The sequence below is a fragment of the Pseudomonas sp. JY-Q genome, from assembly GCF_001655295.1.
In the GTDB taxonomy this organism is placed as follows: domain Bacteria; phylum Pseudomonadota; class Gammaproteobacteria; order Pseudomonadales; family Pseudomonadaceae; genus Aquipseudomonas; species Aquipseudomonas alloputida.
This window is the reverse complement of record NZ_CP011525.1, coordinates 5,997,501-6,019,519: the sequence shown is the minus strand read 5'-3', so window position 1 is coordinate 6,019,519 and position 22,019 is coordinate 5,997,501. Positions and strand designations below refer to the sequence as shown.

The 22,019-nt window shown below is 61.0% G+C and carries 20 protein-coding genes; 3 read left to right on the top strand and 17 right to left on the bottom strand.

The annotated features are described in order from the left end of the window. The 7 genes from AA098_RS26945 to AA098_RS26915 all read right to left on the bottom strand — a co-directional run bounded on the left by AA098_RS26945 (nucleotide 1) and on the right by AA098_RS26915 (nucleotide 8,769). Nucleotides 1-792 carry an ABC transporter ATP-binding protein gene (locus AA098_RS26945; protein ID WP_064615128.1) on the bottom strand — a complete coding sequence of 264 codons (792 nt, stop codon included), beginning with the start codon at nucleotides 790-792 and terminating at the stop codon, nucleotides 1-3. After that, a complete protein-coding gene (locus AA098_RS26940) occupies nucleotides 789-1,922 on the bottom strand; it encodes an ABC transporter permease (protein ID WP_019750146.1) in 1,134 nt (377 codons plus the stop codon). Before AA098_RS26940 ends, AA098_RS26945 begins: the two co-directional genes overlap by 4 nt. A 201-nt stretch (nucleotides 1,923-2,123) precedes the next feature. Continuing rightward, complete coding sequence (locus tag AA098_RS26935; protein ID WP_003252945.1) at nucleotides 2,124-3,149, bottom strand: DUF5924 family protein; 1,026 nt, start codon at nucleotides 3,147-3,149, stop codon at nucleotides 2,124-2,126. A gap of 93 nt (nucleotides 3,150-3,242) precedes the next feature. After that, nucleotides 3,243-4,649 (bottom strand): pitrilysin family protein, encoded by a 1,407-nt coding sequence (locus tag AA098_RS26930; RefSeq protein ID WP_064615127.1) that lies wholly within the window; start codon nucleotides 4,647-4,649, stop codon nucleotides 3,243-3,245. 30 nt (nucleotides 4,650-4,679) lie between these two features. Next, nucleotides 4,680-6,338: a Na/Pi cotransporter family protein gene (locus AA098_RS26925; protein ID WP_064615275.1), complete on the bottom strand. Its 1,659-nt coding sequence runs from the start codon at nucleotides 6,336-6,338 to the stop codon at nucleotides 4,680-4,682. A 283-nt stretch (nucleotides 6,339-6,621) separates the two neighbouring features. Beyond that, entirely contained in the window at nucleotides 6,622-7,392 is a 771-nt protein-coding gene (locus AA098_RS26920) for a TerC family protein (protein WP_003252940.1), read from the bottom strand. 69 nt (nucleotides 7,393-7,461) lie between these two features. Then, entirely contained in the window at nucleotides 7,462-8,769 is a 1,308-nt protein-coding gene (locus AA098_RS26915) for a CitMHS family transporter (protein WP_003252938.1), read from the bottom strand. A 267-nt stretch (nucleotides 8,770-9,036) separates the two neighbouring features. On the opposite strand from AA098_RS26915, the gene AA098_RS26910 reads away from it, so the two are divergent. After that, nucleotides 9,037-9,438 (top strand): GFA family protein, encoded by a 402-nt coding sequence (locus tag AA098_RS26910; RefSeq protein WP_004575247.1) that lies wholly within the window; start codon nucleotides 9,037-9,039, stop codon nucleotides 9,436-9,438. Nucleotides 9,439-9,481: 43 nt separating this feature from the next. On the opposite strand, the gene AA098_RS26905 is transcribed toward AA098_RS26910, so the two are convergent. The 10 genes from AA098_RS26905 to AA098_RS26860 all read right to left on the bottom strand — a co-directional run bounded on the left by AA098_RS26905 (nucleotide 9,482) and on the right by AA098_RS26860 (nucleotide 19,358). Beyond that, a complete protein-coding gene (locus AA098_RS26905) occupies nucleotides 9,482-11,437 on the bottom strand; it encodes a DUF4105 domain-containing protein (RefSeq protein ID WP_064615126.1) in 1,956 nt (651 codons plus the stop codon). Further along, a complete protein-coding gene (locus AA098_RS26900) occupies nucleotides 11,434-11,754 on the bottom strand; it encodes a DUF2388 domain-containing protein (protein WP_003252932.1) in 321 nt (106 codons plus the stop codon). The genes AA098_RS26905 and AA098_RS26900 overlap by 4 nt, the downstream gene beginning before the upstream one ends. Nucleotides 11,755-11,790: 36 nt before the next feature. Continuing rightward, nucleotides 11,791-12,084 carry a DUF2388 domain-containing protein gene (locus tag AA098_RS26895; protein ID WP_003252930.1) on the bottom strand — a complete coding sequence of 98 codons (294 nt, stop codon included), beginning with the start codon at nucleotides 12,082-12,084 and terminating at the stop codon, nucleotides 11,791-11,793. A gap of 89 nt (nucleotides 12,085-12,173) precedes the next feature. Beyond that, the gene (locus tag AA098_RS26890) at nucleotides 12,174-12,491 is read right to left on the bottom strand and encodes a DUF2388 domain-containing protein (protein ID WP_003252928.1); all 318 of its coding nucleotides are present in this window, start codon (nucleotides 12,489-12,491) and stop codon (nucleotides 12,174-12,176) included. Between the two features lie 312 nt (nucleotides 12,492-12,803). Further along, on the bottom strand, nucleotides 12,804-13,019 hold the full coding sequence (locus tag AA098_RS26885) for a DUF1127 domain-containing protein (protein ID WP_003252924.1): 216 nt from the start codon (nucleotides 13,017-13,019) through the stop codon (nucleotides 12,804-12,806). Between the two features lie 435 nt (nucleotides 13,020-13,454). Next, nucleotides 13,455-14,948, bottom strand: coding sequence for an acetyl-CoA hydrolase/transferase family protein (locus AA098_RS26880; protein ID WP_003252922.1), 1,494 nt, complete (start codon nucleotides 14,946-14,948; stop codon nucleotides 13,455-13,457). A gap of 186 nt (nucleotides 14,949-15,134) precedes the next feature. Next, complete coding sequence (locus AA098_RS26875) at nucleotides 15,135-16,571, bottom strand: NAD(P)(+) transhydrogenase (Re/Si-specific) subunit beta (protein ID WP_003252919.1); 1,437 nt, start codon at nucleotides 16,569-16,571, stop codon at nucleotides 15,135-15,137. 2 nt (nucleotides 16,572-16,573) lie between these two features. Beyond that, nucleotides 16,574-16,888: an NAD(P) transhydrogenase subunit alpha gene (locus AA098_RS26870; protein ID WP_003252914.1), complete on the bottom strand. Its 315-nt coding sequence runs from the start codon at nucleotides 16,886-16,888 to the stop codon at nucleotides 16,574-16,576. An 11-nt stretch (nucleotides 16,889-16,899) separates the two neighbouring features. After that, a complete protein-coding gene (locus tag AA098_RS26865) occupies nucleotides 16,900-18,021 on the bottom strand; it encodes a Re/Si-specific NAD(P)(+) transhydrogenase subunit alpha (RefSeq protein ID WP_003252911.1) in 1,122 nt (373 codons plus the stop codon). Nucleotides 18,022-18,440: 419 nt separating this feature from the next. Then, nucleotides 18,441-19,358, bottom strand: a complete 918-nt coding sequence (locus AA098_RS26860; protein WP_064615125.1) for a LysR family transcriptional regulator — start codon at nucleotides 19,356-19,358, stop codon at nucleotides 18,441-18,443. A 160-nt stretch (nucleotides 19,359-19,518) separates the two neighbouring features. Here AA098_RS26860 and AA098_RS26855 point away from each other — a divergent pair, with 160 nt between their 5' ends. Both AA098_RS26855 and AA098_RS26850 read left to right on the top strand, forming a co-directional pair. Continuing rightward, nucleotides 19,519-20,700 (top strand): acyl-CoA dehydrogenase, encoded by a 1,182-nt coding sequence (locus AA098_RS26855; RefSeq protein ID WP_003252907.1) that lies wholly within the window; start codon nucleotides 19,519-19,521, stop codon nucleotides 20,698-20,700. Nucleotides 20,701-20,713: 13 nt separating this feature from the next. Beyond that, the gene (locus AA098_RS26850; RefSeq protein WP_054889427.1) at nucleotides 20,714-21,934 is read left to right on the top strand and encodes a CaiB/BaiF CoA-transferase family protein; all 1,221 of its coding nucleotides are present in this window, start codon (nucleotides 20,714-20,716) and stop codon (nucleotides 21,932-21,934) included. Nucleotides 21,935-22,019: the final 85 nt, after the last annotated feature.

The window sequence follows — 22,019 nt, the reverse complement described above, 5'->3', positions numbered from 1 at the left end:
TCAGCGCTCCTGCCCGGCACGGGTGGCAGCCTGTTCGGCGGCGCGCCCGCGAGGGCCGTGAAAGTATTCTTGGATCCAGGTGTCGTTGGTCTTCTCGACCTCGGCCAGCGGGCCGGCCACCAGGACTTTCTTTTGCGACAGCACCGCGATGCGGTCGGTGATGGTGTACAGGGTGTCGAGGTCGTGGGTGATCAGGAACACCGACAGCCCCAGAGCATCGCGCAGGGTAAGGATCAACTGGTCAAATGCCGCGGCACCGATCGGGTCCAGGCCAGCCGTGGGTTCGTCGAGGAACAGGATGTCCGGGTCCAGGGCCAGGGCGCGGGCCAGCGCTGCGCGCTTGATCATGCCCCCCGACAACGAGGCCGGGTACTTGTCGGCAGCCGAGATCGGCAACCCGGCAAGGGCCAATTTCACCCCGGCCAAGTGCTCGGCATCATTGCGCGACAGCCCGGCGTGCTCGATTAGCGGCAAGGCCACGTTTTCGGTCACCGTCAGCGAAGAGAACAGCGCCCCCTTCTGGAACAGCACGCCAAAGCGCCGCTCGACCAGTGAACGCTGTTCTTCGCGCAGGCCGGTCAGGTTCTGGCCGAACACCTTGATCTGCCCTTCATTGGGCCGGCGCAGGCCAATGATGCTGCGCAGAAGCACCGACTTGCCGCTGCCTGAGCCGCCTACCACGGCGAGGATTTCGCCGCGGTACAGGTCAAGGTCAAGGTTTTCATGTACCACCTGGCGGCCGAAGCGGTTGCAGATGCCGCGGGCTTCGATTACGCAATCCTGGCCACTCACCAGCCCATCTCCATGAAGAACAGCGCTGCCACCGCATCCAGCACGATGACCACAAAAATCGACTGCACCACTGCCGAGGTGGTGTGTGCCCCCACCGACTCGGCGCTGCCGCTGACCTTGAAGCCTTCCAGGCAGCCGATGGCGGCGATCAGGAAGGCGAAGAACGGTGCCTTGGCCAGGCCTACCAGGAAGTGCTGCACGCCAATGTCGCTTTGCAGCAGCGACAGGAACATGGCCGGCGAAATATCCAGCGTCAGGGCGCATACCACCGCACCGCCAACGATGCCGCAGATCATCGCGACAAAGGTGAGCAACGGCAGCGAAATCAGCAGGGCCAGTACCCGCGGCACCACCAGCAGTTCCATGGGGTTGAGGCCCAGCGTGCGGATGGCGTCAATTTCTTCGTTGGCCTTCATCGAGCCGATCTGCGCGGTGAACGCGCTGGCAGTGCGGCCGGCCATGAGAATGGCGGTCAGCAGCACGGCGAACTCGCGCAGGAACGAGAACGCAACCAGGTCGACGGTGAAAATGGTCGCGCCGAAGTCGGCCAGCACCGTGGCGCCGAGAAAAGCGACTACGGCGCCCACCAGAAAGGTCAGCAACGCAACGATGGGCGCGGCATCCAGGCCGGTCTGTTCAATGTGTGCCACCACAGGAGTGAAGCGCCAGCGATGTGGCTGGAAGGCGCGGCGCAGCAGGGTTTCTAGAATCACACCAACGAAACCAAGCAGTTGCATGCTGTCCTGCCACAGCGTGCCGACGGCGCAGCCGATGCGCTCCAGCAGCAACAACAGCACATTGCGCTCGGGCTCCTTGACCGGGATGCAGTAATCCTGGACCGAACAGTAGACATTCTTCAGCAGCGCCTGGCTGGCTTCAGGCAGCACGTGGGTGCAGCGCGACAGGCGCTCGGAGCCTAGCAGTTCGGCCAGCAGCGAAGCACCGGCGGTGTCCAGGCGGCCCAGCTGGCTGAGGTCGGCGATCGTGTTGGCAGCGCACTGCGTGCGCAGGCGCTCGCTCTCGCGCTTGAGGTTGGCGTAGTGTGCCAGGGTCCAGTCACCGGTAATACGCAGGCAGGCCGGTTGGCAGCTGGTGTCCAGGGTGGCGCTAGGGGTGGTCATAGGCTCCATGCAATTGACTCGGCGCTAAGGCTTAGGGGCTGATCATAGCGCAGGGGGCATGGGCTGTTTGGTGATTATGTGCTGTGTGTGCGCTTGGTAGCAGTGCCATGGCGCAGGCTTGTGCTGCGAAGAGCTCGTAAGCGCACACGGAAGTGGTGTGCTGTACCGGCCCTTTCGCAGCACAAGGCTGCTCATGCGCAAGGCAGGGGGTCAACTACCCGCGGGTGCATCATTGACCACCTTGAAGCGCAGCACGCCAATCACTTGCCCATCCTCGGTCAGCACCCTCACCTGCCACTTGCCTACCGGGTTGGGTGGGAAGTTCTGCTTGTGGGTCCAGGCCCGATAGCCTTCCTTGCGCCCGCCGTGGATGTCCAGGGCAATGCGGTCGACCTCTTGGCCGTCCTTCTGCCACACGTGGTAGATCCGCTCGTTCAGGCCGCGTGGCGCGTTGATGGCGGTGTAGGCATACAGGCCACTGCTGCGAATGCGGCTGGCGGCAATTTCGTCCAGCGAGTCGCCCGGTTGGCGGTTCATGACTTCGGTACTCACCGCCACCTCGGTCATCCACAGGGTTGCCGGCGGTACCCAGGAGCGCAGCAGCCAGCCACCGGCACCGACCGACAGGGTAACCAGCACCAGAGCCACGGCGCGGCGCCAGTTGTTGATCGGGAAGCTGCTGGCCAGGCTGGGGAATGACAGGGCCATGGCTGCGATCAGGGCCAGCTTGAAGCTTTGTGCGGTGGTCAGGTGCAGGATGATCGGTAGCGCGGTCAGCAGAGCGGCAAACAACGTCAAGGTATGCAGCGCCAGGAACAGCCAGCGCCGTGGTGCCAGCCACTTGTAGTACAGCGGGTCGGTGATCGAAACCAGGCCGGCGGCGCCGAGCAAGCCGGTGAAGACCAGCTGACCGCTGTTCCAGGTGGTGGTGATGAAAAAGAACGGCAGCACGAAGAACAGCGTTTCCTGGTGGATCATCTGCGTTGCATAGCGCAGCAGCGGCTGAGGGATCTCGCGGTTGAACGTGCGCGCGAACAGCCCGGTGAGGGTGTTCTCCAGCATCAGCCAGACCCAGCTGACCAGCATGAGCACGGCGACCCAGCTGGCCAGGCCAGCCTGGCGGTCGACCAGGATGAAGCTGCCGATACCGGAGAGGAAACCGCCGAGCGCAATGATGCCGGGGTAGCGCTTGAGGAGTTCGATGACGCGCTGGACGATATGGGGGATTTGGGGCATTGGGGGCTACAACAGAAAAGTGAGGTGGCTGTGCCAGCCTCTTCGCGGGCAAGCCTGCGAAAGGGTCGGTACTGGCAAAAGGATACCGCCGATTTACCGCTGCCGTGTAGCACCACTGGGCCGTTCAGGCCCATGCCGCCGCCAGCGCAACAGCCCCGCCGTCAGGCACAGCCCCGCAAGCAAGGCCATCAGCCCGTAAAGCTCGTCATAGCCTAGCAACGGCTTTTCGATGCGCACATAGCCATCTTCCTTGAGCAGATCCTTCAGTGCCTCGTTGGCCTGTTCCAGGCTGACTTGGCGCAGCTTGCGCACCGGGCTGGCAAAGCGCCCGTCGGTATAGTCGTTCAGCGCCCCCCAGTAGTAGTCGGCCAAGGCGCTGTTGCCTTGGGTGCTCCAGCTTTCCTTGGCGATGCTGGCTTCCTTGATGCGGGCGAAGGTGTCCGGGTCCAGGCCTTCCTTGCGCAGGTGGTCGAACAGGGCCTGCATCACCTTGACAGCCTTGTCGATGTCATCGCGCTCAAGGTCCGCATTGAGGCTGAGCAGGCCGGTGTCGCCAAAGCTTTCACGTTGCACGGAGGGGCCGTAGGACAGCCCGTTGCGCAGACGTAGCTGGTCGTACAGCGCCCAGTCCAGGTAGCGCGAAAGCAGGTCGAGGGTGGCTTGATGGTCGTTGTCCAGCACCGGCTCGATGAACAGCCAGTGCAATTTGACGCTATCACCCAGCCAGCCGCGGGTCAGGTTGCGACGCTGTTCGGCCTGTTGGCTGATGCTTTCAAGGTTGCGGCGCTCTTCGGGTTCAGTGGCGGGCAGTTCGCCGAAGGACCGCTCCAGATAAGCCGGAAGCAGGCGATCGAGGCCTCCGACCATGATCAGGGTCATGTTGTTGGCCGCGTACCAGCGGTCACGCAACGCCTGAACTTGCTCCAAGGTCATGTCGTCGAGGTTGGAGCGCTCCGGGCATTTCAGACCCAGCTCGGTGGCCAGCTGGTCGTTGGCGGGGTGGCCGATATCCTGGCGGTCGAGCCAGCGCTGCAGGTGGCCATAGTGGCCGCCATCCTCGCGCTCTATGATGCGCTTGGCGGTGGTCAAGGCCTTGGCGTCGATGGTGGTATCGCGGATGACTGCCAACAGCAGGTCGAGGACCTTGCGCTGGTTGCGCGCCGGGGCCTCGATGACAAAGGTGGTGTCGGCACTGCTGGTATAGGCGTTCCACTCGCCGCCGAGTGCTTGCAGGCGCTCTTCCAGCCCGCCTTCGCCTGTTTCGTCGATGCCACTGAACAACAGGTGCTCAAACAGGTGTGGCAGCTCTTTCTGCTCGCAGTCGAAATCATCCAGGCCCACGCCGACCACTAGACGAATCGCCACATGGTCCCGTTCGTAGCCGTTTTTCAGGATGACCTGCAGACCATTAGGCAACAGGTAGCCTTCAACCCGCGAGCGGTCGAGGGCAAACGAGGGCAGGCTGCAGATCAGCAGGCAAACGAACATCAGGCAACGCATGGGCGAGCGAGGGTCCTCAGCTAGGAGAAATCACGGCTGGCGGGCTTCATCGGGCACACTGTCGAGCATCAGCCCTCCGGTGTCCGAGCCGCCCAGTACCACATAGGCACTGCTACAGAACAAAGAGTTCAACCGCTTCATGTCGGCGATCAGTTCCAAGTGTAGCGAACTGGTCTCGATACTTTGCACGACCTTGCGCTGCAGGCGGCTGACATGGGCGTGTGCGAGGCGCCGCTCCTGGGCACGGAACCGGCGTTTTTCCCGCAGCAGCAAGCGGGCGCTTTCCGGGTCGGCACTGAGGAACACCGACAGGCCCAGGCGCAGATTGGCCAGCAATTGCTCCTCCAGGCCGGTCAGCTCTTCCAGGCCTACCTGGGAAAATTCCCGACGCTGGCTGGTTTTCTGCTGCTGGACCTTGCGCAGCATGCGTTCGATCAGGTCACAGGCGAGTTTGAGGTTAATTGCCAGCTCGATGATTTCGGCCCAGCGGCGGTTGTCCTGTTCGCTGAGGTCTTCCCGTGACATCTGCGCCAGGTACAGCTTGATTGCACTGTACAGGGCTTCGGCGTCTTCGCCCAAGGCGCGAACTTGCTGTGGCAAGGCGGTCTGGGTGCCACGCAGGGCTCCAAGCATGGCTTCGAGCAGGCTGTCGACGATATCCCCCAGGCGCAAAGTCTCGCGGGCGGCGTTGGCCAGGGCCAGGCTGGGCGTTTCCAGGGCCGAGGCGTCAAGGTGACGGGGGCGCACCTGACCATTGCCGATTTCCCGTTCAGGCAGCAGGGCGTTGCACAGTCGACCCATCGGTTTGACCGTGGGCAGCATGATCAGACAGCGCAGCGTGTTGTAGAGCAGGTGAAAGCCAATGACCAGCTCCTGAGGGCTGAAACTCAGCGAGTCCATCCATGCCACCAGCGGGTGCAGCACAGGGATGATCAGCACCAGGCCGATCAGCTTGTACAGCAGGCTGCCCAAGGCCACCCGACGCCCGGCGGCGTTCTGCATGCTGGTACTGATGAAGGCCAGCAGCCCGCTGCCGATGTTGGCGCCGACCACCAGCCCGATGGCTACCGGCAAGCTGATCAGTTCGGCGCCGGCCAGTGTCGCTGTGAGCAGAACGGCGGCCAGGCTGGAATAGGAAATCATGGCGAACATTGCCCCGACCAGAGCGTCGAGCATGATGTCGCCGGTCAGTGAGGCAAACAGCACTTTCACGCCCTGGGCATGGGTGATCGGCGCAGCTGCCTGCACGATAAGCTCAAGTGCCAGGATGATCAGGCCAAGCCCGATGCCTACTCGGCCCAGTTGGCCGGCCCGTGTCTGCTTGCGCGAAAGGAAGAAGATCACGCCAAGGAAGATCAGCAGCGGCGACAGCCAGGACAGGTCGAAGGTCAGTACCCGGGCCATCAGTGCGGTGCCCACGTCGGCACCCAGCATGATTGCCAAGGCCGGGGTCATGGCCATCAGGCCTTGGCCGACGAAAGAGGTGACCAGCATGGCCGTGGCGTTACTGCTTTGAACCATGGCCGTGACCAGAATACCGGCGATGAATGCCAGCGGGCGCTTGTCCATGTTCTGGCTGATGATGCGTCGCAGGTTCGAGCCGAATACCCGAAGGATGCCGGTACGCACAATGTGGGTACCCCAGACCAGAAGCGTCACGGCCGAGAGCAGGTTGAGCAGGGTCAGCATGGCGAAGGCCCCCTGTTGCATAGGCCCATCGGGCCAAGAAAAGAAACGTGAGCGTTTGAAGAATTTTCGGTGCTCACTCAAAGCTTTAGCTGTTTTGCCAAGCTGTCGCCAGCTTCGCATGGCAGTCATTTATTTGAAACAGATCTTGAAACGAATGACGGCCTGTCGGCGCTGCTTCGCGGGCAAGCCTCCACAGTGACAACGCGCAGGAAAAAACGCACAGAAAAAAGGCATGAAAAAGGGCCCTGCGAAGGGCCCTTGTTGTGCAGCACTTTCCTTGGCCTTATTGACCCGGAATGTCCTTGCGCAGTTTCACCGGTTCATGATCTTTGCCTTCCTTGCGGGCCATGGCGGTGCGCATGCGTATGTTGATGGCTTCCACCCCCAGCGAGAAGGCCATGGCGAAGTAGACATAGCCCTTCGGCACATGCACATCGAACGCTTCAGCGATCAGTACAGTACCGACCACGATCAGGAACGATAGCGCGAGCATCTTCAGCGACGGGTGTTTGTCGATGAAATTGCTGATGGCGCCGGCGCACAGCATCATCACCAGCACGGCCACGACGATGGCGGCGATCATCACCGGTACGTGGGAAACCATGCCCACAGCGGTGATCACCGAGTCCAGCGAGAACACGATGTCGATGATGGCGATCTGGATGATGGTGTAGAAGAACTTGCCACCTGCGCCTTTGGGCTCCTCTGCATTCTCGTCCTCGCCTTCCAGGCCGTGGTAGATCTCTTGCGAGCTCTTCCATAGCAGGAACAGGCCACCGAAGAACAGGATCAGGTCACGCCCGGAGATGCCTTGGCCAAATACCACGAACAGGTCGGCGGTAAGGCGCATCACCCAGGTAATCGACAGCAGCAGCATGATACGGGTGACCATGGCCAGGGCCAGGCCGAAGATCCGGGTGCGTGGCTGCATGTGCTTGGGCATGCGGCTGACCAGAATCGAGATCATGATGATGTTGTCGATACCGAGGACGATCTCAAGCGCGGTAAGGGTGAAAAAGGCAACCCAGATTTCCGGGCTGGTCAGCCATTCCATGTATTTTCCTTCGAGCGGTAATGGCAACGCGCCCCGGTCAGGGCGCGTCGCGTGCGTGATACGGATGTATTAAAGACTACTGAACAGCGGGAAAATCCCCATCAGCAGTGCGCCGAGCATTATGCACAGGCATACCAGCACTGCCCACTTGAGCGTGAAGCGCTGATGATCGCCGAACTCGATACCGGCCAGGGCCACCAGCAGGTAGGTGGAGGGTACCAGCGGGCTGAGCAGGTGTACCGGCTGCCCGACGATCGACGCACGGGCCATTTCCACCGGGGTGATGCCATAGTGGCTGGCGGCCTCGGCCAGCACCGGCAGCACGCCGTAGTAGAACGCGTCGTTGGACATGAAGAAGGTGAACGGCATGCTCACGATCGCGGTGATGACGGCCAGGTATGGGCCCAGTGCCTCGGGGATGACCGCCAGCAGGCTCTTGGACATGGCGTCGACCATGCCGGTGCCGGACAGGATGCCGGTGAAGATGCCGGCGGCGAAGATCAGCCCGGTCACGGCCAGTACACTGCCGGCGTGGGCGGCGATGCGGTCCTTCTGCTGTTGCAGGCACGGGTAGTTGACGATCATGGCGATACTGAAGGCAATCATGAACAGCACTGGCAGCGGCAGCACGCCGGCGATCAGCGCGACCATCAGGGTGGCGGTCAGGGCACCGTTGAAGTACAGCAGCTTGGGCCGGCGTGCGTCCGGGTACTGCGAGACGGTGATTTCGCTGTGGTCGATGTCGTCGGTAGGCAGATGCAGTTCGCCCAGGCGGGCGCGTTCACGCTTGCCATACATGTAGGCAATGGCCAGGATCGCCAACACACCGAACAGCATGGCCGGGATCATCGGCACGAAGATGTCTGACGGGTCTACGTGCAGGGCGCTGGCAGCACGCGCGGTCGGCCCACCCCAGGGGGTCATGTTCATCACGCCGCCGGCGAGGATGATCAGGCCGGCCATGATCCGCGGGCTCATGCCCAGGCGGCTGTACATCGGCAGCATGGCGGCGCAGCAGATCATGTAGGTGGTGGCTCCGTCACCGTCGAGCGAGACCACCAGGGCCAGTACAGCGGTACCGACCGAGACTTTCAGCGGATCGCCCTTGACCAGCTTGAGGATCTTGCGAACGGCCGGGTCGAACAGGCCGGAATCGATCATCAGGGCGAAATAGAGGATGGCGAACATCAGCATCACGCCGGTAGGTGCGAGCTTGCTGATGCCCTCTAGCATCATGGGGCCGATCTTGGCGGAAAAACCACCGAACAGGGCGAACAGGATCGGTACCAGAATCAGCGCGATCAAGGCCGAAAGGCGCTTGGTCATGATCAGGTACATGAACGTGATGACCATGGCAAAGCCGAGGAAGGTCAGCATGGCAATACTCCAGGCGGGGCGCGGCGAAAGGACAGTCGATTCGGGCGTATCAGCGCGTAGGGCGCTGTGCGGGGAGCATGCGGAGGGGGACTACGAAAAGGCGGGCACAGGAATACATCAGAATCACCATTGTTGTTGTTGATTGGGCCGGGCGCGGTATTGACCGGGTGCCCTGGCTGACCGGTCTTGTGCCGGTAGTGGGCGCTATCCTAAAAGGGCAAGCTTTCAGCCAGCTTTCGCTGAGGCAAAGGTGACGAGAGGTAGGTGATGCAGGATGTAACCGAAGGTGGCTGCCATTGTGGCGCCCTGCGTTATCGGCTGGAGGGCAACTTGACGGACATTGCCCACTGTCATTGTTCGATCTGCAGGCGGGTCAGCGGTGGACTGGTGGTCACCTGGCTTACCCTACCCCGTTCTGGGTTCCAGTGGTTAACGGGCGAGCCGAACTGCTATGTGGCGCCTGCCAGTTGCAGCCGCTACTTCTGTGGGCAGTGTGGGGCGCATGTGGCGCTGGTGACCACGCATAGCCCGCAGACGATCGATGTGACGGTGGCCACGCTGGATCACCCTGAGTGGGTGCGAGCCAACCGGCATATCTGGGTGGGCAGCCGGTTGCCCTGGTTGCATCTGGATGAGGATTTGCCCTCGGAAGATGAGGAGCGCCTGTAGGCGCGGCGCGGGCTTGCCCGCGAAAGGGCCAGCCCGTCATCCATCACAACTGCAGGCCACCAGCAGCCTTGTGCAACGCCCGCAAATGCTCACCGATTTGCTTCACGTTGGCCTCGATCGCTGCAATTTCCTTGGCTCGCGACGGCTCCAGCAGCGCCCTCACCTCTTTGTCCAGGCTGGTGCTCAAGCGCAACAGCTGTGCCTGCCGCTCGCTGCTCACCTGCTCCAGGTGCTTGCGCTCTTCTGGCTGCGGCAGCCCGTAGCCTTTGGAATCGAGCAACTCTGCCGGGCGGCTGAGAAAACCGCTGTTGGCAAGCATTTGCTTGAGCGTGGCATCGGCTTTGTTGATGCTGCCATCCTTCAAGGCTGCGGCATTCAGGTAACGCTGCTTGACCTCGTCCTGGGCCAGCAGAAGCTGCCGGCGCAGGCTGGCCTGCTCAAGCAGAAGCAGTGCCGCGCTGGTGCGCAGGTCAGCCTTGGCGAACCAGCTACGGCGCTGCTCGGCATTGAGGGCCAGCCAGTCTTCAACCAGAGCTTGCTTGATTGGCAACTGTTTTCTCAGCACCTCGAACATGGCCTGGTACCGGTCGCGGTAAGAATCGAAGCGGTAGCCCAGGCGTAACGCTTCGCGCGGGTTATCAAGCACGCTGGTATCAGCCAGCCCCCTGCCCTTGAGCACGGCCAGCAAACCGTTGGGCATGATGCTGTCCAGGTCGTTGAGGCGCGCATTGGCGGTGCCGCTGCGCAGCAGCTTCAATGACTCCACGGCACAGTTGTTGGACAGGAACCAGTAGTTGCCGTCATAGCTCCAGTGCATCTCGGCGGCCTGGCGCACCAGGCTCTCGATCTCGTCGCGGTTGAGTTTCAAGGGCACCGAGGCCAGGCTGCGCAGCTCGGTCTTGGTGTATTCGTCGATCACCTGGCCCAGCGGAAGCACGAATAGCCGCGACGGGTAGTTGCCGACCAGGCCGTCCCAGCTGGAGAGTTGCACGTCGTTGACGAAGGCGCGGTACGAAAGCACCAGGCTTTGATCAAGGTCCAGGCGGCAGTCTGGGCCGCGCGGTCGGCCCGGCTTGCAGATCACCAGGCGCAGCATGCTGTGCCCCCAGCGGCTGACCAGGTTCTGATTGGCTTCAGCCAGCAGATAGTCCACTTCGTAGACCCGCTCTGGGTCGATTTCACCTAGCGGTTGGCGGGCGAAGTCGCTGCCGGCATTGATGAATGGCAGGCCCTTGGCGCAGGCGTCCTGTTGGGGTGCCCAGCCGAAGTGTTCACGGAGGTACTGATACAGCGCCGGGCGACGGCAGCTGTAGCTCGGGTCGAGGAGGAAATACTCCATGTTGACCGCGATGTATTCCTTGGGGCTGCTCAACTCATAGCTGTCGGGGCTGCGCACGAATTGGCCATTGTGCTGTTCGCGCTCGCCGCGTCGGCCCACGTACTGCTGCCACCCGGCCAGGTCGAGCAGGCGTGGGTCGTCGCTCAGGGTGAAGCGGCGCTCGGCCTGCCCGCGGCATTCTTCCGGCAGGCCGACCTTGCCCAGCGTGCCTTGCTGGCGCTTGCAGCGTGCAATCAGCGAATTCTCGACGCTGGGCCACAAGCGGGCACGGTCGTAGAGATGGGTGAGCTCGTGCAGCACGGTGGCCAGCAGCTCTTCACGCACCGTGCCATGTGGGCGGTCGGTGCGCTCAGTGGCGGCGCTGCCATCGGTGAGGCTGGGCAGCAAGCTGCGGTTGAGCTCGAGGGTGGATATCAGTGAAGCCTGCCCATAGGCGTCGGCAGGCATGTTGTCGCTCCAGCTGACCCGCACGCGACGGTCCAGCTGTTGCTTGAAGCGCGGTGGCAGCTTACCCATGGCCTCGTTGAGCAGGGCTTGGGAAGCTTGTGCTTGTTGCGGGTCCAGGCCGGACGACTGCAGCTCAAGCTGCAGGTCGGCCAAGGCGGGCGTGCCGAGCAGCGTCAGGGCGCAGCCGAGCAGCCAGGCGCGCACGCGCGTCACAGTGCGAGTATGGCTTCAGCCAGCACCTGGTCGCTGGCGCCTCGCGCTTCCGGTACGCGCTCGCGCAGGGTATTGAAGGCTGCCTCGAGTTGGACGCCGCGGATGTCACCGTTGCTGGCGACAAAGCTTGCAGCGTCGTCGTGGGCTTCGCGCACCACTTTGGAGTCGCGGATCGATGTGGTGGTGTCTGAGGTGAAGTCGATCGAACGGCCAAAGGCACGCACGATGATGTTGCTGGTGGCCACCAGGGTCTGTGCCTGGGCCAGGTCGGCCAGCAGCAGCATGCCGAGGGAAGCGGCAATCAGCGGTTTACGCATGGAGCATCTCCGAAAAATACAGGGAGTCAAATGTAGTTATTGGACGAGAATTGCCTGCGCCAGTTCCAGATCGCCGACGGCGTGCCGTGCGCAATTGTGGCGTAATGATTCAAGGGCGGCTTCCAGGCGTGCACCACGGATCAGGCCGTCGCTGGCAACGAATGCGGCGGCATCGTCGCGGGCCTGTGTGACCAATTTGCGATCGAATGGTGCGGCTGTGACCTGGCTGGTGACATAGCCGGTGATGACCAGGCTTTGTGTGGTCGTATCCATGGCATGGGCGCTGGCCATGCCTGCGGCGGCGAACAGCAACGGCAACAGATAACGCATGAGCTTTCTTGAAGGCTGGAAAAGTGAACGGCGAAGCCTACCTCAGGTGCGAGGGCCGAAGCCAACGCACCTGTCTCGCATGGCGTGTATCAGAGTGCCAGGATGGCCTGGGCCAGTTGTGCATCGCTGGCTTGCAGGGTAGGCATGTTCGAACGGATGTGTACAAAGGCGCTTTCCAGTCGGGCGCCGCGGATAGCGCCCTGAGTGCCGACGAAAGTGGCTGCGTCATCGCGGGCTGCCTGGACGATCTTGTCGTCGCGGAACGAAGAGCTCAGATCGGAAGTGGCGTCGGTGGAGGCGGCAACGGCGCGTACTACCGTATCGGTGGTGACAACGAAGCTGGTGGCGTTGGCAGTGCCAGCCAGGCCAAGCAGCAGGGCGGCGCCAAGCAGGTGTTTACGGGACATGATCGTGGACTCCTGGGGTAGGGTCAGGTTGGTTCTGCTTTATCGGACGTTTGCAGGGATCGTCACGGTACGTTTCAACAACGGGGTTCTAGCAGACGGTTATGCCAAGCGTATCACGCAGTGCTACGTAGCGATGATAACGAGTGCTGCGCCAGGCAACTGTTAAGGTGTTTTTTTGTACCTATAAAACTGTACTGGTCGTGATCTCAAGTGCTCTACAGCGCGTCTCTCGGGCAATAAAAAACCCGCTGCAGTCACCTGCAACGGGTTTGGGGAATTCACGGTGCCGGTCAAAGCCGGCAAGCCGGGAGCTTAGCGCCAGAAAGGCTTGCTCAGCTCTTCGTAACGCTGCGACTCGCTGATACCGGCGTCTGCCAGCAGGCGGGAGTCCAGGCGAGCCAGTTGACGACGGCTGGTCATACGGCGCTGCCACAGCAGCAGGGTCGACAATGCGCGCAGCGGCAGCGAGGTGTTGGATTGCTGGGCGTTGCTTTCAAAAACCAGACCGGAACTGAGGGTACGTTCCATGATGCTTCATCCTTCCGCTTATGGCGGCATTAGGTAGTGATTTAACTGATGCCAATGATCCTCCTCTGTCGTCCATAACAGTAGATACAGTTCAGTTGAAAGACGATGGCTCAGTTAACTGTGTAACCCTACTGTTGCACTCGAAATAGGCGTAACTGTACTGGTCTGCACTTCTTTGGTGCGCTTTGATTCGAAGAAGGGGATTTGTCAGTCGGGAAGATCTGAAAACACCAGTACAGTAGAACAGATTATTCTGCTGATGGCGGAAAGGTGTATTGATAGAAGGGTTTGAGTGTTATGGGCTATTCGCGAGCTTGCCCGCTCCCATAGAGAAAGTGCTGCCCTTTAGGGTTGCACATCACCTGTGGGAGCGGGCAAGCCCGCGAAGAGGCCGGAACAGCAGAGGCAGGGCCGCCGTTCCGTACCACATCTGGATCAGCTAGCCAGCATGCGCCCGGTTTCTTCCAGGTTTTCGTGCCAGCTCAGGGCTTCACGCAGGATGTGCGGGGTATGACCGCCACGCTGGCAGGCACGGTCGAAGTAGTCGTTCAGCGCAGCGCGATAGTCTGGGTGCACGCAGTTGTCGATGATCGCTCGCGCCCGTTCGCGCGGCGCCAGGCCACGCAGGTCCGCCAGGCCCTGCTCGGTGACCAGGATGTCCACGTCGTGCTCGGTGTGGTCGACATGGCTGACCATTGGCACCACGCTGGAAATCGCCCCGCCTTTGGCAATCGACTTGGTGACGAACACGGCCAGGTGGGCGTTACGGGCGAAGTCGCCGGAGCCACCGATGCCGTTCATCATCCTGGTGCCACAGACGTGAGTGGAGTTGACGTTGCCGTAGATATCGAACTCCAGTGCGGTGTTGATACCGATGATGCCCAGGCGACGTACCACTTCCGGGTGGTTGGAGATTTCCTGCGGGCGTAGCACCAACTTGTCCTTGTAGCGCTCCAGGTTGCCGAACACATCGGCATTGCGGCGCGTTGACAGGGTGATCGAGCTGCCCGATGCGAAGCTAAGCTTGCCGGCGTCGATCAGGTCGAAGGTGGAGTCCTGCAGCACTTCGGAGTACATGGTCAGGTCTTCGAACGGCGACTCGATCAGGCCGCACATCACCGCATTGGCAATGCTGCCAATGCCGGCTTGCAGCGGGCCGAGCTTGTTGGTCATACGGCCTGCATCCACTTCCTTCTTGAGGAAGTTGATCAGGTGGTCGGCGATGCCCTGTGTTTCATCATCTGGCGGCAGCACAGTGGACGGCGAGTCTGGCTGGTCACTGATGACGATACCGACGATCTTGGCCGGGTCGATCGGGATCGCGGTGCTGCCGATACGGTCGTCTACCTTGACCAGCGGGATTGGCGTGCGAGTCGGACGGTAGGTTGGGATATAGATGTCGTGCAGGCCTTCGAGGTTGGTGTTGTGCGAGAGGTTGATCTCCACAATCACCTGCTTGGCGAAGATCGCGAAGCTGGCCGAGTTGCCCACCGACGTGGTTGGCACGATGTGGCCTTGCTCGGTGATGGCCACGGCTTCGATGACCGCGATGTCCGGCAGCTTCAGCTGCTGGTTGCGCAGTTGCTCGACGGTTTCCGACAGGTGCTGGTCAATGAACATCACCTGGCCGTCATTGATGGCTTTGCGCAGGGTGCTGTCGACCTGGAACGGCATGCGGCGGGCCAACACACCGGCCTCGGTCAGTTGTTTGTCCAGGTCATTGCCCAGGCTGGCGCCGGTCATCAGGCTGATTTTCAGTGGCGATTGCTTGGCACGTTCGGCCAGTGCATGCGGTACGGCCTTGGCTTCGCCGGCGCGGGTGAAGCCGCTCATGCCGACAGTCATGCCGTCCTCGATCAGACCAGCGGCATCAGCCGCACTCATTACCTTGCTGTGCAGGGAGGACAAGCGGATACGATCACGGTACATGGATTGTTATCTCGGGCTACTGAAACTACTGCAGCGCAGTCTAGAGATTTCGCCCATTGCCGTCCCACGACCATGGTCGTATGAGAAGCCTTGTATTTGAGCCGTTGATCCGGATCAATAAAAGAAAAGCCCCGGCAGATTCTGACCGGGGCTTCCTTTATATCAGCTGGTTTGCAGCGGCTGGTGTCACTCCACTGCCTTGACCATGTCCTCGATGACCTTCTTGGCGTCACCGAACACCATCATGGTCTTGTCCAGATAGAACAGTTCGTTGTCCAGGCCGGCATAGCCGCTGGCCATCGAGCGTTTGTTGACGATGATGGTCTTGGCTTTGAACGCCTCGAGGATCGGCATGCCGGCGATTGGCGACTTGGGATCGTTCTTCGCCGCCGGGTTGACCACGTCGTTGGCGCCCAGCACCAGCACCACGTCGGCCTGGCCGAACTCGGCGTTGATGTCTTCCATCTCGAATACCTGATCGTACGGCACTTCAGCCTCGGCCAGCAGTACGTTCATGTGCCCGGGCATGCGGCCCGCCACCGGGTGAATCGCATACTTCACGGTCACGCCATTGTGGGTCAGCTTCTCGGTCAGCTCTTTCAGTGCGTGTTGTGCGCGGGCCACCGCCAGGCCGTAGCCCGGAACGATGATCACGCTGTCGGCATTGCTGAGCAGGAAGGTGGCATCGTCAGCCGAACCGGACTTCACCGGCCGCTGTTCTTGCGAACCTTGCGCCGCGCCAGTGTCGGTATCGCCACCGAAGCCGCCAAGGATGACGTTGAAGAACGAGCGGTTCATCGCCTTGCACATGATGTACGAGAGGATGGCACCGGACGAACCTACCAGGGAACCGGCGATGATCAGCATCGAGTTGTTCAGCGAGAAGCCGATGCCGGCCGCTGCCCACCCCGAGTAGCTGTTGAGCATCGACACCACCACTGGCATGTCGGCGCCGCCGATCGGAATAATGATCAGCACACCCATGATGAAGGCCAGGACCAGCATCAGGGTGAAGGCACTGTAGTGGCCAGTGAAAGTGAACAGCAGGCCAAGGGCGATGGTGGTCAGGCCAAGGATCAGGTTCAGTTTGTGCTGGCCAGCGAACTGTACCGGTGCGCCTTGGAAGAGGCGGAACTTGTACTTGCCCGACAATTTGCCAAAGGCGATCACCGAACCGGAGAAGGTAATGGCACCGATGGCAGCACCGAGGAACAGCTCCAGGCGGTTGCCGGTGGGGATCGGATCGCTGATGGCAGCCACAATGCCCATCGACTGTGGCTCCAGCACGGCGGCGATGGCAATGAACACCGCGGCCAGGCCGATCATGCTGTGCATGAAAGCGACCAGTTCGGGCATTTTGGTCATTTCGACGCGCTTGGCCATGATGGAACCGGCGGTGCCGCCGACCAGCAGGCCGACGATGACATAGCCGATACCGGCAGTGGCAAGTTCAGCCCCAAGCTTATAAATGAGGCCGACCGTCGTGAGGATGGCGAGCCCCATGCCGATCATGCCGAACAGATTGCCGCGCCGCGAGGTAGTCGGGTGCGACAGGCCCTTGAGCGCCTGGATGAAGCACACCGAGGCGACGAGGTAGAGGAGCGTTACCAGATTCATGCTCATGCTTACTTCTTCGCCTCGTTCTTGGTTTTCTTCTTGAACATTTCAAGCATGCGGCGGGTGACCAGGAAGCCACCGAACACGTTGACTGCGGCAAGGGCCACGGCCAGGGTGCCCATCAGCTTGCCGGCCGGGGTCACGGTCAGGGCCGCGGCCAGCATGGCGCCGACGATGACGATTGCCGAGATGGCATTGGTGACCGCCATCAGTGGGGTGTGCAGCGCCGGGGTGACGTTCCACACCACGTGGTAGCCCACATAGATGGCCAGCACGAAAATGATCAGGTTGTAGATGCCGTGGGAAATCAGCATGTCTTCCATTGTCGTGCTCCTTAGCCGTTCTTGCGGACGATCTGACCATCACGGCACATCAGGCAGGCCGCGACGATGTCGTCTTCGAGGTTGATGATCAGCGCGCCATCCTTGTCGAACAGCAGCTTCATGAAGTCCAGCAGGTTGCGCGCATACAGTGCCGAGGCATCGGCACTCACCTGGGCTGGCAGGTTGGTCGGGCCGACGATGGTCACGCCGTTCTCCTGCACCACCTGGTCTGCGACGGTCAGCGGGCAGTTGCCGCCTTGGGCTGCAGCCAGGTCGATGACCACCGAGCCAGGCTTCATCTGCGCCACGGTTTCGGCGCTCAGCAGGGTTGGCGCCTTGCGCCCGGGGATCAGCGCGGTGGTGATGACGATATCGGCCTGCTTGGCACGCTCGTGCACCGCCTGGGCCTGGCGCTGCATCCAACTGGCCGGCATTGGTCGGGCATAGCCGCCAACGCCTTCGGCGCATTCTCGCTCCTCGTCGGTCTCGTAGGGTACGTCGATGAATTTTGCACCCAGTGATTCGATCTGCTCTTTCACCGCCGGGCGAACGTCGGATGCTTCGATCACCGCACCCAGGCGCTTGGCGGTGGCGATAGCCTGCAAGCCGGCAACGCCAGCGCCCAGTACCAGGACGCGTGCGGCCTTAACGGTACCGGCAGCGGTCATCAGCATTGGCATGAAGCGTGGGTAGTGATGGGCTGCCAGCAACACGGCCTTGTAGCCGGCGATGTTGGCCTGCGACGACAGCACGTCCAGGCTCTGCGCCCGCGAGGTTCGCGGCGCGGCTTCCAGGGCGAAGGCGGTAATACCGCGTTCGGCCATCTTGCCGATCAGTTCACCGTTGAAGGGGTTGAGCATGCCCACCAGAAGGCTGCCGCTGTTGATCAGGGCCAGTTCCTGGTCGTTGGGGGCGACCACTTTGAGTACCAATTGGGCGCCGTAGGCATCGGCGGCGCTTCCAAGGGAAGCACCCACGGCTTCATAGGCACTGTCCGGAATGGCGGCGTTGAGCCCTGCCCCCCGTTGAACGGTGACCTGATGGCCCTGGCCAATCAGTTTCTTGATGGTTTCGGGGGTCGCAGCGACCCTTGTCTCACCGGTCTGCGTCTCGAGAGGAACACCAATGTGCACGACTATTTCTCCTGCGGTGACCTTTTGTCTTTGTAGAAGCCAGCACACTTCGGATGGTGCGCTGGGGCGGCTGTGGAGCGCCAACCCGCCGGATCCCGGGCGGGGCGAAGCATTTTGCAGACGAACCCGAAGGCCTTCAACCGGTTCTGAAGCGAAACGAAGTCAAAACTACAAGTCACCCTGTGACCGCTTGTCGCAGCAATAGGGTTGCAGCCCGTCAAACATGCGCCATTGGCAGATTAGGAGAAAAAATCAAAAAAAAAGCGGCCAATTCGCTTACGACTAGTTGGATGTCGCAAAATAACCCGCAAAGCCGCGTACTGAGCACGGTTAAAGGGTGTTTTTATGCTTGCGTTACAGTTTGCGAATATGCGACATATACATATATCTGTAGGTGTTTAAAATAATTGACTACAGGGTCAATTTGTCGCGCTTGCCCCTGATCTATTCAGGTAGGCCTGAGCCTGGCTTACCAGCCAGTCGCGAAAGGCGCGTAGCGACGCCGACTCCACCTTGCGCTCTGGAATCATCAGATAGTAGGCCTTGTCGCTACTCAGGGCATGCCTGTTAGCGACCATCAGCCTTCCCTCCTCCAACTCCCGCTGGATCAGGAACGGTGGTATCAGGGCAATGCCCATGTCGTGCATGGCCGCCTGGGCGAGCATCGAGAATAGTTCATAGCGCGGGCCTGTCATGTCGCGCTCCACATTCATGCCCACACTGCCGAACCATTGCCGCCAGGCATACGGGCGCGTGCTCTGCTGCAGCAGTGGTAGCTGCGCGATGTGGCGTGCCTCGAGCATGCCCTGGCCGTTCAGCAGTGCCGGGCTGCACACGGGTACTGGGTTTTCACCCATCAGTTGGTGCGACTGGGTGCCTGACCAGTCCGCATCACCAAAATAGATGGCGGCATCGAAGGTAGTGTCGGCGAACAGGAATGGCCGGGTGCGGTTGGTGAGGTTGACTGTGACCTCCGGGTGGCGCTGCTGGAAGTCCTTGAGCCGTGGTAGCAGCCATTGAGTGCCAAACGTCGGCACTACCGCCAGCTCGATCACATTGGCGCCTTGCTGGCGCATGACCGACAAGGTATCGCGCTCCACGGCGTCCAGTTGGGCCGCCACCTGGCGACTGTAGGACAGGCCGGCTTCGGTCAGCCTTACGCCGCGGCGCGAGCGACGGAACAGTTCCACATTAAGGAAGGCTTCCAGGCCACCGATCTGCCGACAGACGGCACCCTGGGTCAGCGCGAGTTCCTGGGCAGCCTTGGTAAAGCTCTCGTTACGGGCTGCCGCCTCGAAGCAAATCAGGGCGGCGGTACTGGGGATCTTACGGCGCATGTACGTCAACCTCACTTGTAAGGCTGTCAATATGGCGTTTTGCCGATTTACGGAGTGACAAAATATCACTAATTGGTGCGCAATCCTCGTTTGTCCCGGCGGCCGATCAGGCCTAGGCTCAAAGGCACAAGAAACTGACCCCTATTTCGAGGATTCGCTCATGGCCGGTAAAGCAAGCTTCAACTGGATCGACCCGTTGCTGCTGGATCAGCAGCTCACTGAAGAAGAGCGCATGGTGCGTGACAGCGCTTATCAGTTCGCCCAGGACAAGCTGGCCCCGCGTGTGCTTGAGGCCTTCCGCCATGAGCAGACCGATCCGGCGATCTTCCGCGAGATGGGTGAAGTAGGCCTGTTGGGTGCAACCATTCCCGAGCAATACGGTGGCAGTGGCCTGAATTATGTGTGCTATGGCCTTATTGCTCGCGAAGTGGAACGTATCGACTCAGGTTACCGCTCGATGATGAGTGTGCAGTCGTCGCTGGTGATGGTGCCGATCAACGAATTTGGCACCGAAGCTCAAAAGCAGAAGTACCTCCCCAAGTTGGCCAGTGGCGAGTGGATCGGTTGCTTCGGTCTGACCGAGCCTAACCATGGCTCCGATCCTGGTTCGATGATTACGCGCGCGAGGAAGGTCGACGGTGGCTACCGGCTGACCGGCAGTAAAATGTGGATCACCAACAGTCCCATCGCCGATGTGTTCGTGGTGTGGGCCAAGGATGATGCGGGCGATATTCGTGGCTTCGTACTGGAAAAAGGCTGGCAAGGCCTCAGTGCCCCGGCAATCCATGGCAAGGTTGGCCTGCGCGCGTCGATCACTGGTGAAATCGTCATGGACAATGTGTTCGTGCCAGAAGAGAACATCTTCCCGGACGTGCGTGGCCTCAAGGGCCCGTTCACCTGCCTGAACTCGGCTCGCTATGGTATTTCGTGGGGTGCGCTGGGTGCCGCTGAAGCCTGCTGGCACACCGCTCGCCAGTACACCCTGGACCGTCAGCAGTTTGGTCGTCCACTGGCCGCCAACCAGTTGATTCAGAAGAAGCTTGCCGACATGCAGACAGAAATCACCCTGGCGCTGCAGGGTTGCCTGCGTCTGGGTCGCATGAAGGATGAAGGGACGGCTGCGGTGGAAATCACCTCCATCATGAAGCGCAATTCCTGCGGCAAGGCGCTGGATATCGCCCGTATGGCGCGTGACATGCTGGGCGGCAACGGCATCTCCGACGAGTTTGGTGTGGCCCGCCATCTGGTTAACCTGGAGGTGGTCAACACCTATGAAGGTACCCATGATGTGCATGCACTTATCCTGGGTCGTGCGCAGACCGGTATCCAGGCGTTCTATTGATAAGGAGCAAGCCATGGGCGCGCTATCACATCTGCGGGTGCTAGACCTTTCGCGCGTGTTGGCCGGCCCGTGGTCTGGTCAGATTTTGGCTGACCTTGGCGCCGACGTGATCAAGGTCGAGCGCCCTGGCAGTGGCGACGATACCCGCTCATGGGGGCCGCCTTTTCTCAAGGATGCCGAAGGTGAGGACACCAGTGAGGCGGCCTATTACCTGTCGGCCAACCGCAACAAGCGCTCAGTGACCATCGACTTTACCCAGCCGGAGGGACAGCGGCTGGTGCGTGAACTGGCGGCGAAGTGCGATATCGTCATAGAGAACTTCAAGGTAGGTGGGCTGGCAGCGTATGGCCTGGACTACCAGAGCCTGAAGGCGATAAACCCGCAGCTCATCTATTGCTCCATTACCGGCTTCGGTCAGACCGGGCCCTATGCCAAGCGCGCTGGCTATGACTTCATGATCCAGGGGTTGGGTGGGCTGATGAGCCTGACTGGTCGTCCGGAGGGTGAAGAGGGCGCCGGGCCGGTCAAGGTGGGGGTGGCGCTTACCGACATTCTGACCGGGTTGTATTCCACGGTCGCCATGCTGGCTGCTCTCGCCCACCGGGATCAGGCCGGGGTCGGTCAGCATGTCGACATGGCATTGCTCGATGTGCAGGTGGCCTGCCTGGCGAACCAGGCAATGAACTACCTGACCACGGGCACCCCTCCTCGTCGGCTGGGTAATGCGCATCCTAATATAGTCCCTTACCAGGACTTTCCGACGGCAGATGGCGATTTCATTCTTACCGTCGGTAATGACAGCCAGTTCCGTAAATTCGCTGAGGTGGCCGGGCACCCGCAATGGGCGGAGGACCCTCGGTTCGTTACCAATAAGCTGCGGGTGGCCAACCGGGCTGAGCTGATACCACTAATTCGCCAGGCTACGGTGTTCAAGACCACAGCTGAGTGGGTGGCCCAGTTGGAGGCTGCAGGAGTGCCGTGTGGGCCTATCAATAACCTGGCGCAGATGTTCCAGGATCCCCAGGTGCTGGCGCGCGGGTTGGCGTTGAGTATTCCGCATCCCTTGGCGGGTAGTGTGCCGCAAGTTGCGAGCCCGATACGGTTGTCGGAGACGCCAGTGGAGTATCGCCGGGCGCCACCCTTGTTAGGCGAGCATACCGAAGCGGTGCTGGGGGAGGTGTTGGGGCTGGATGTCGGCGAGGTGCAGCGCCTTCGTGGTGCTGGTGTGCTCTAGATGAATAGCGGGGAGGCCGTCAGGCCTCCCCGCTTTGTTTTTTCTGCGCTATCAACGGTTATTGAAATTAAAGGTTGACGCCCTC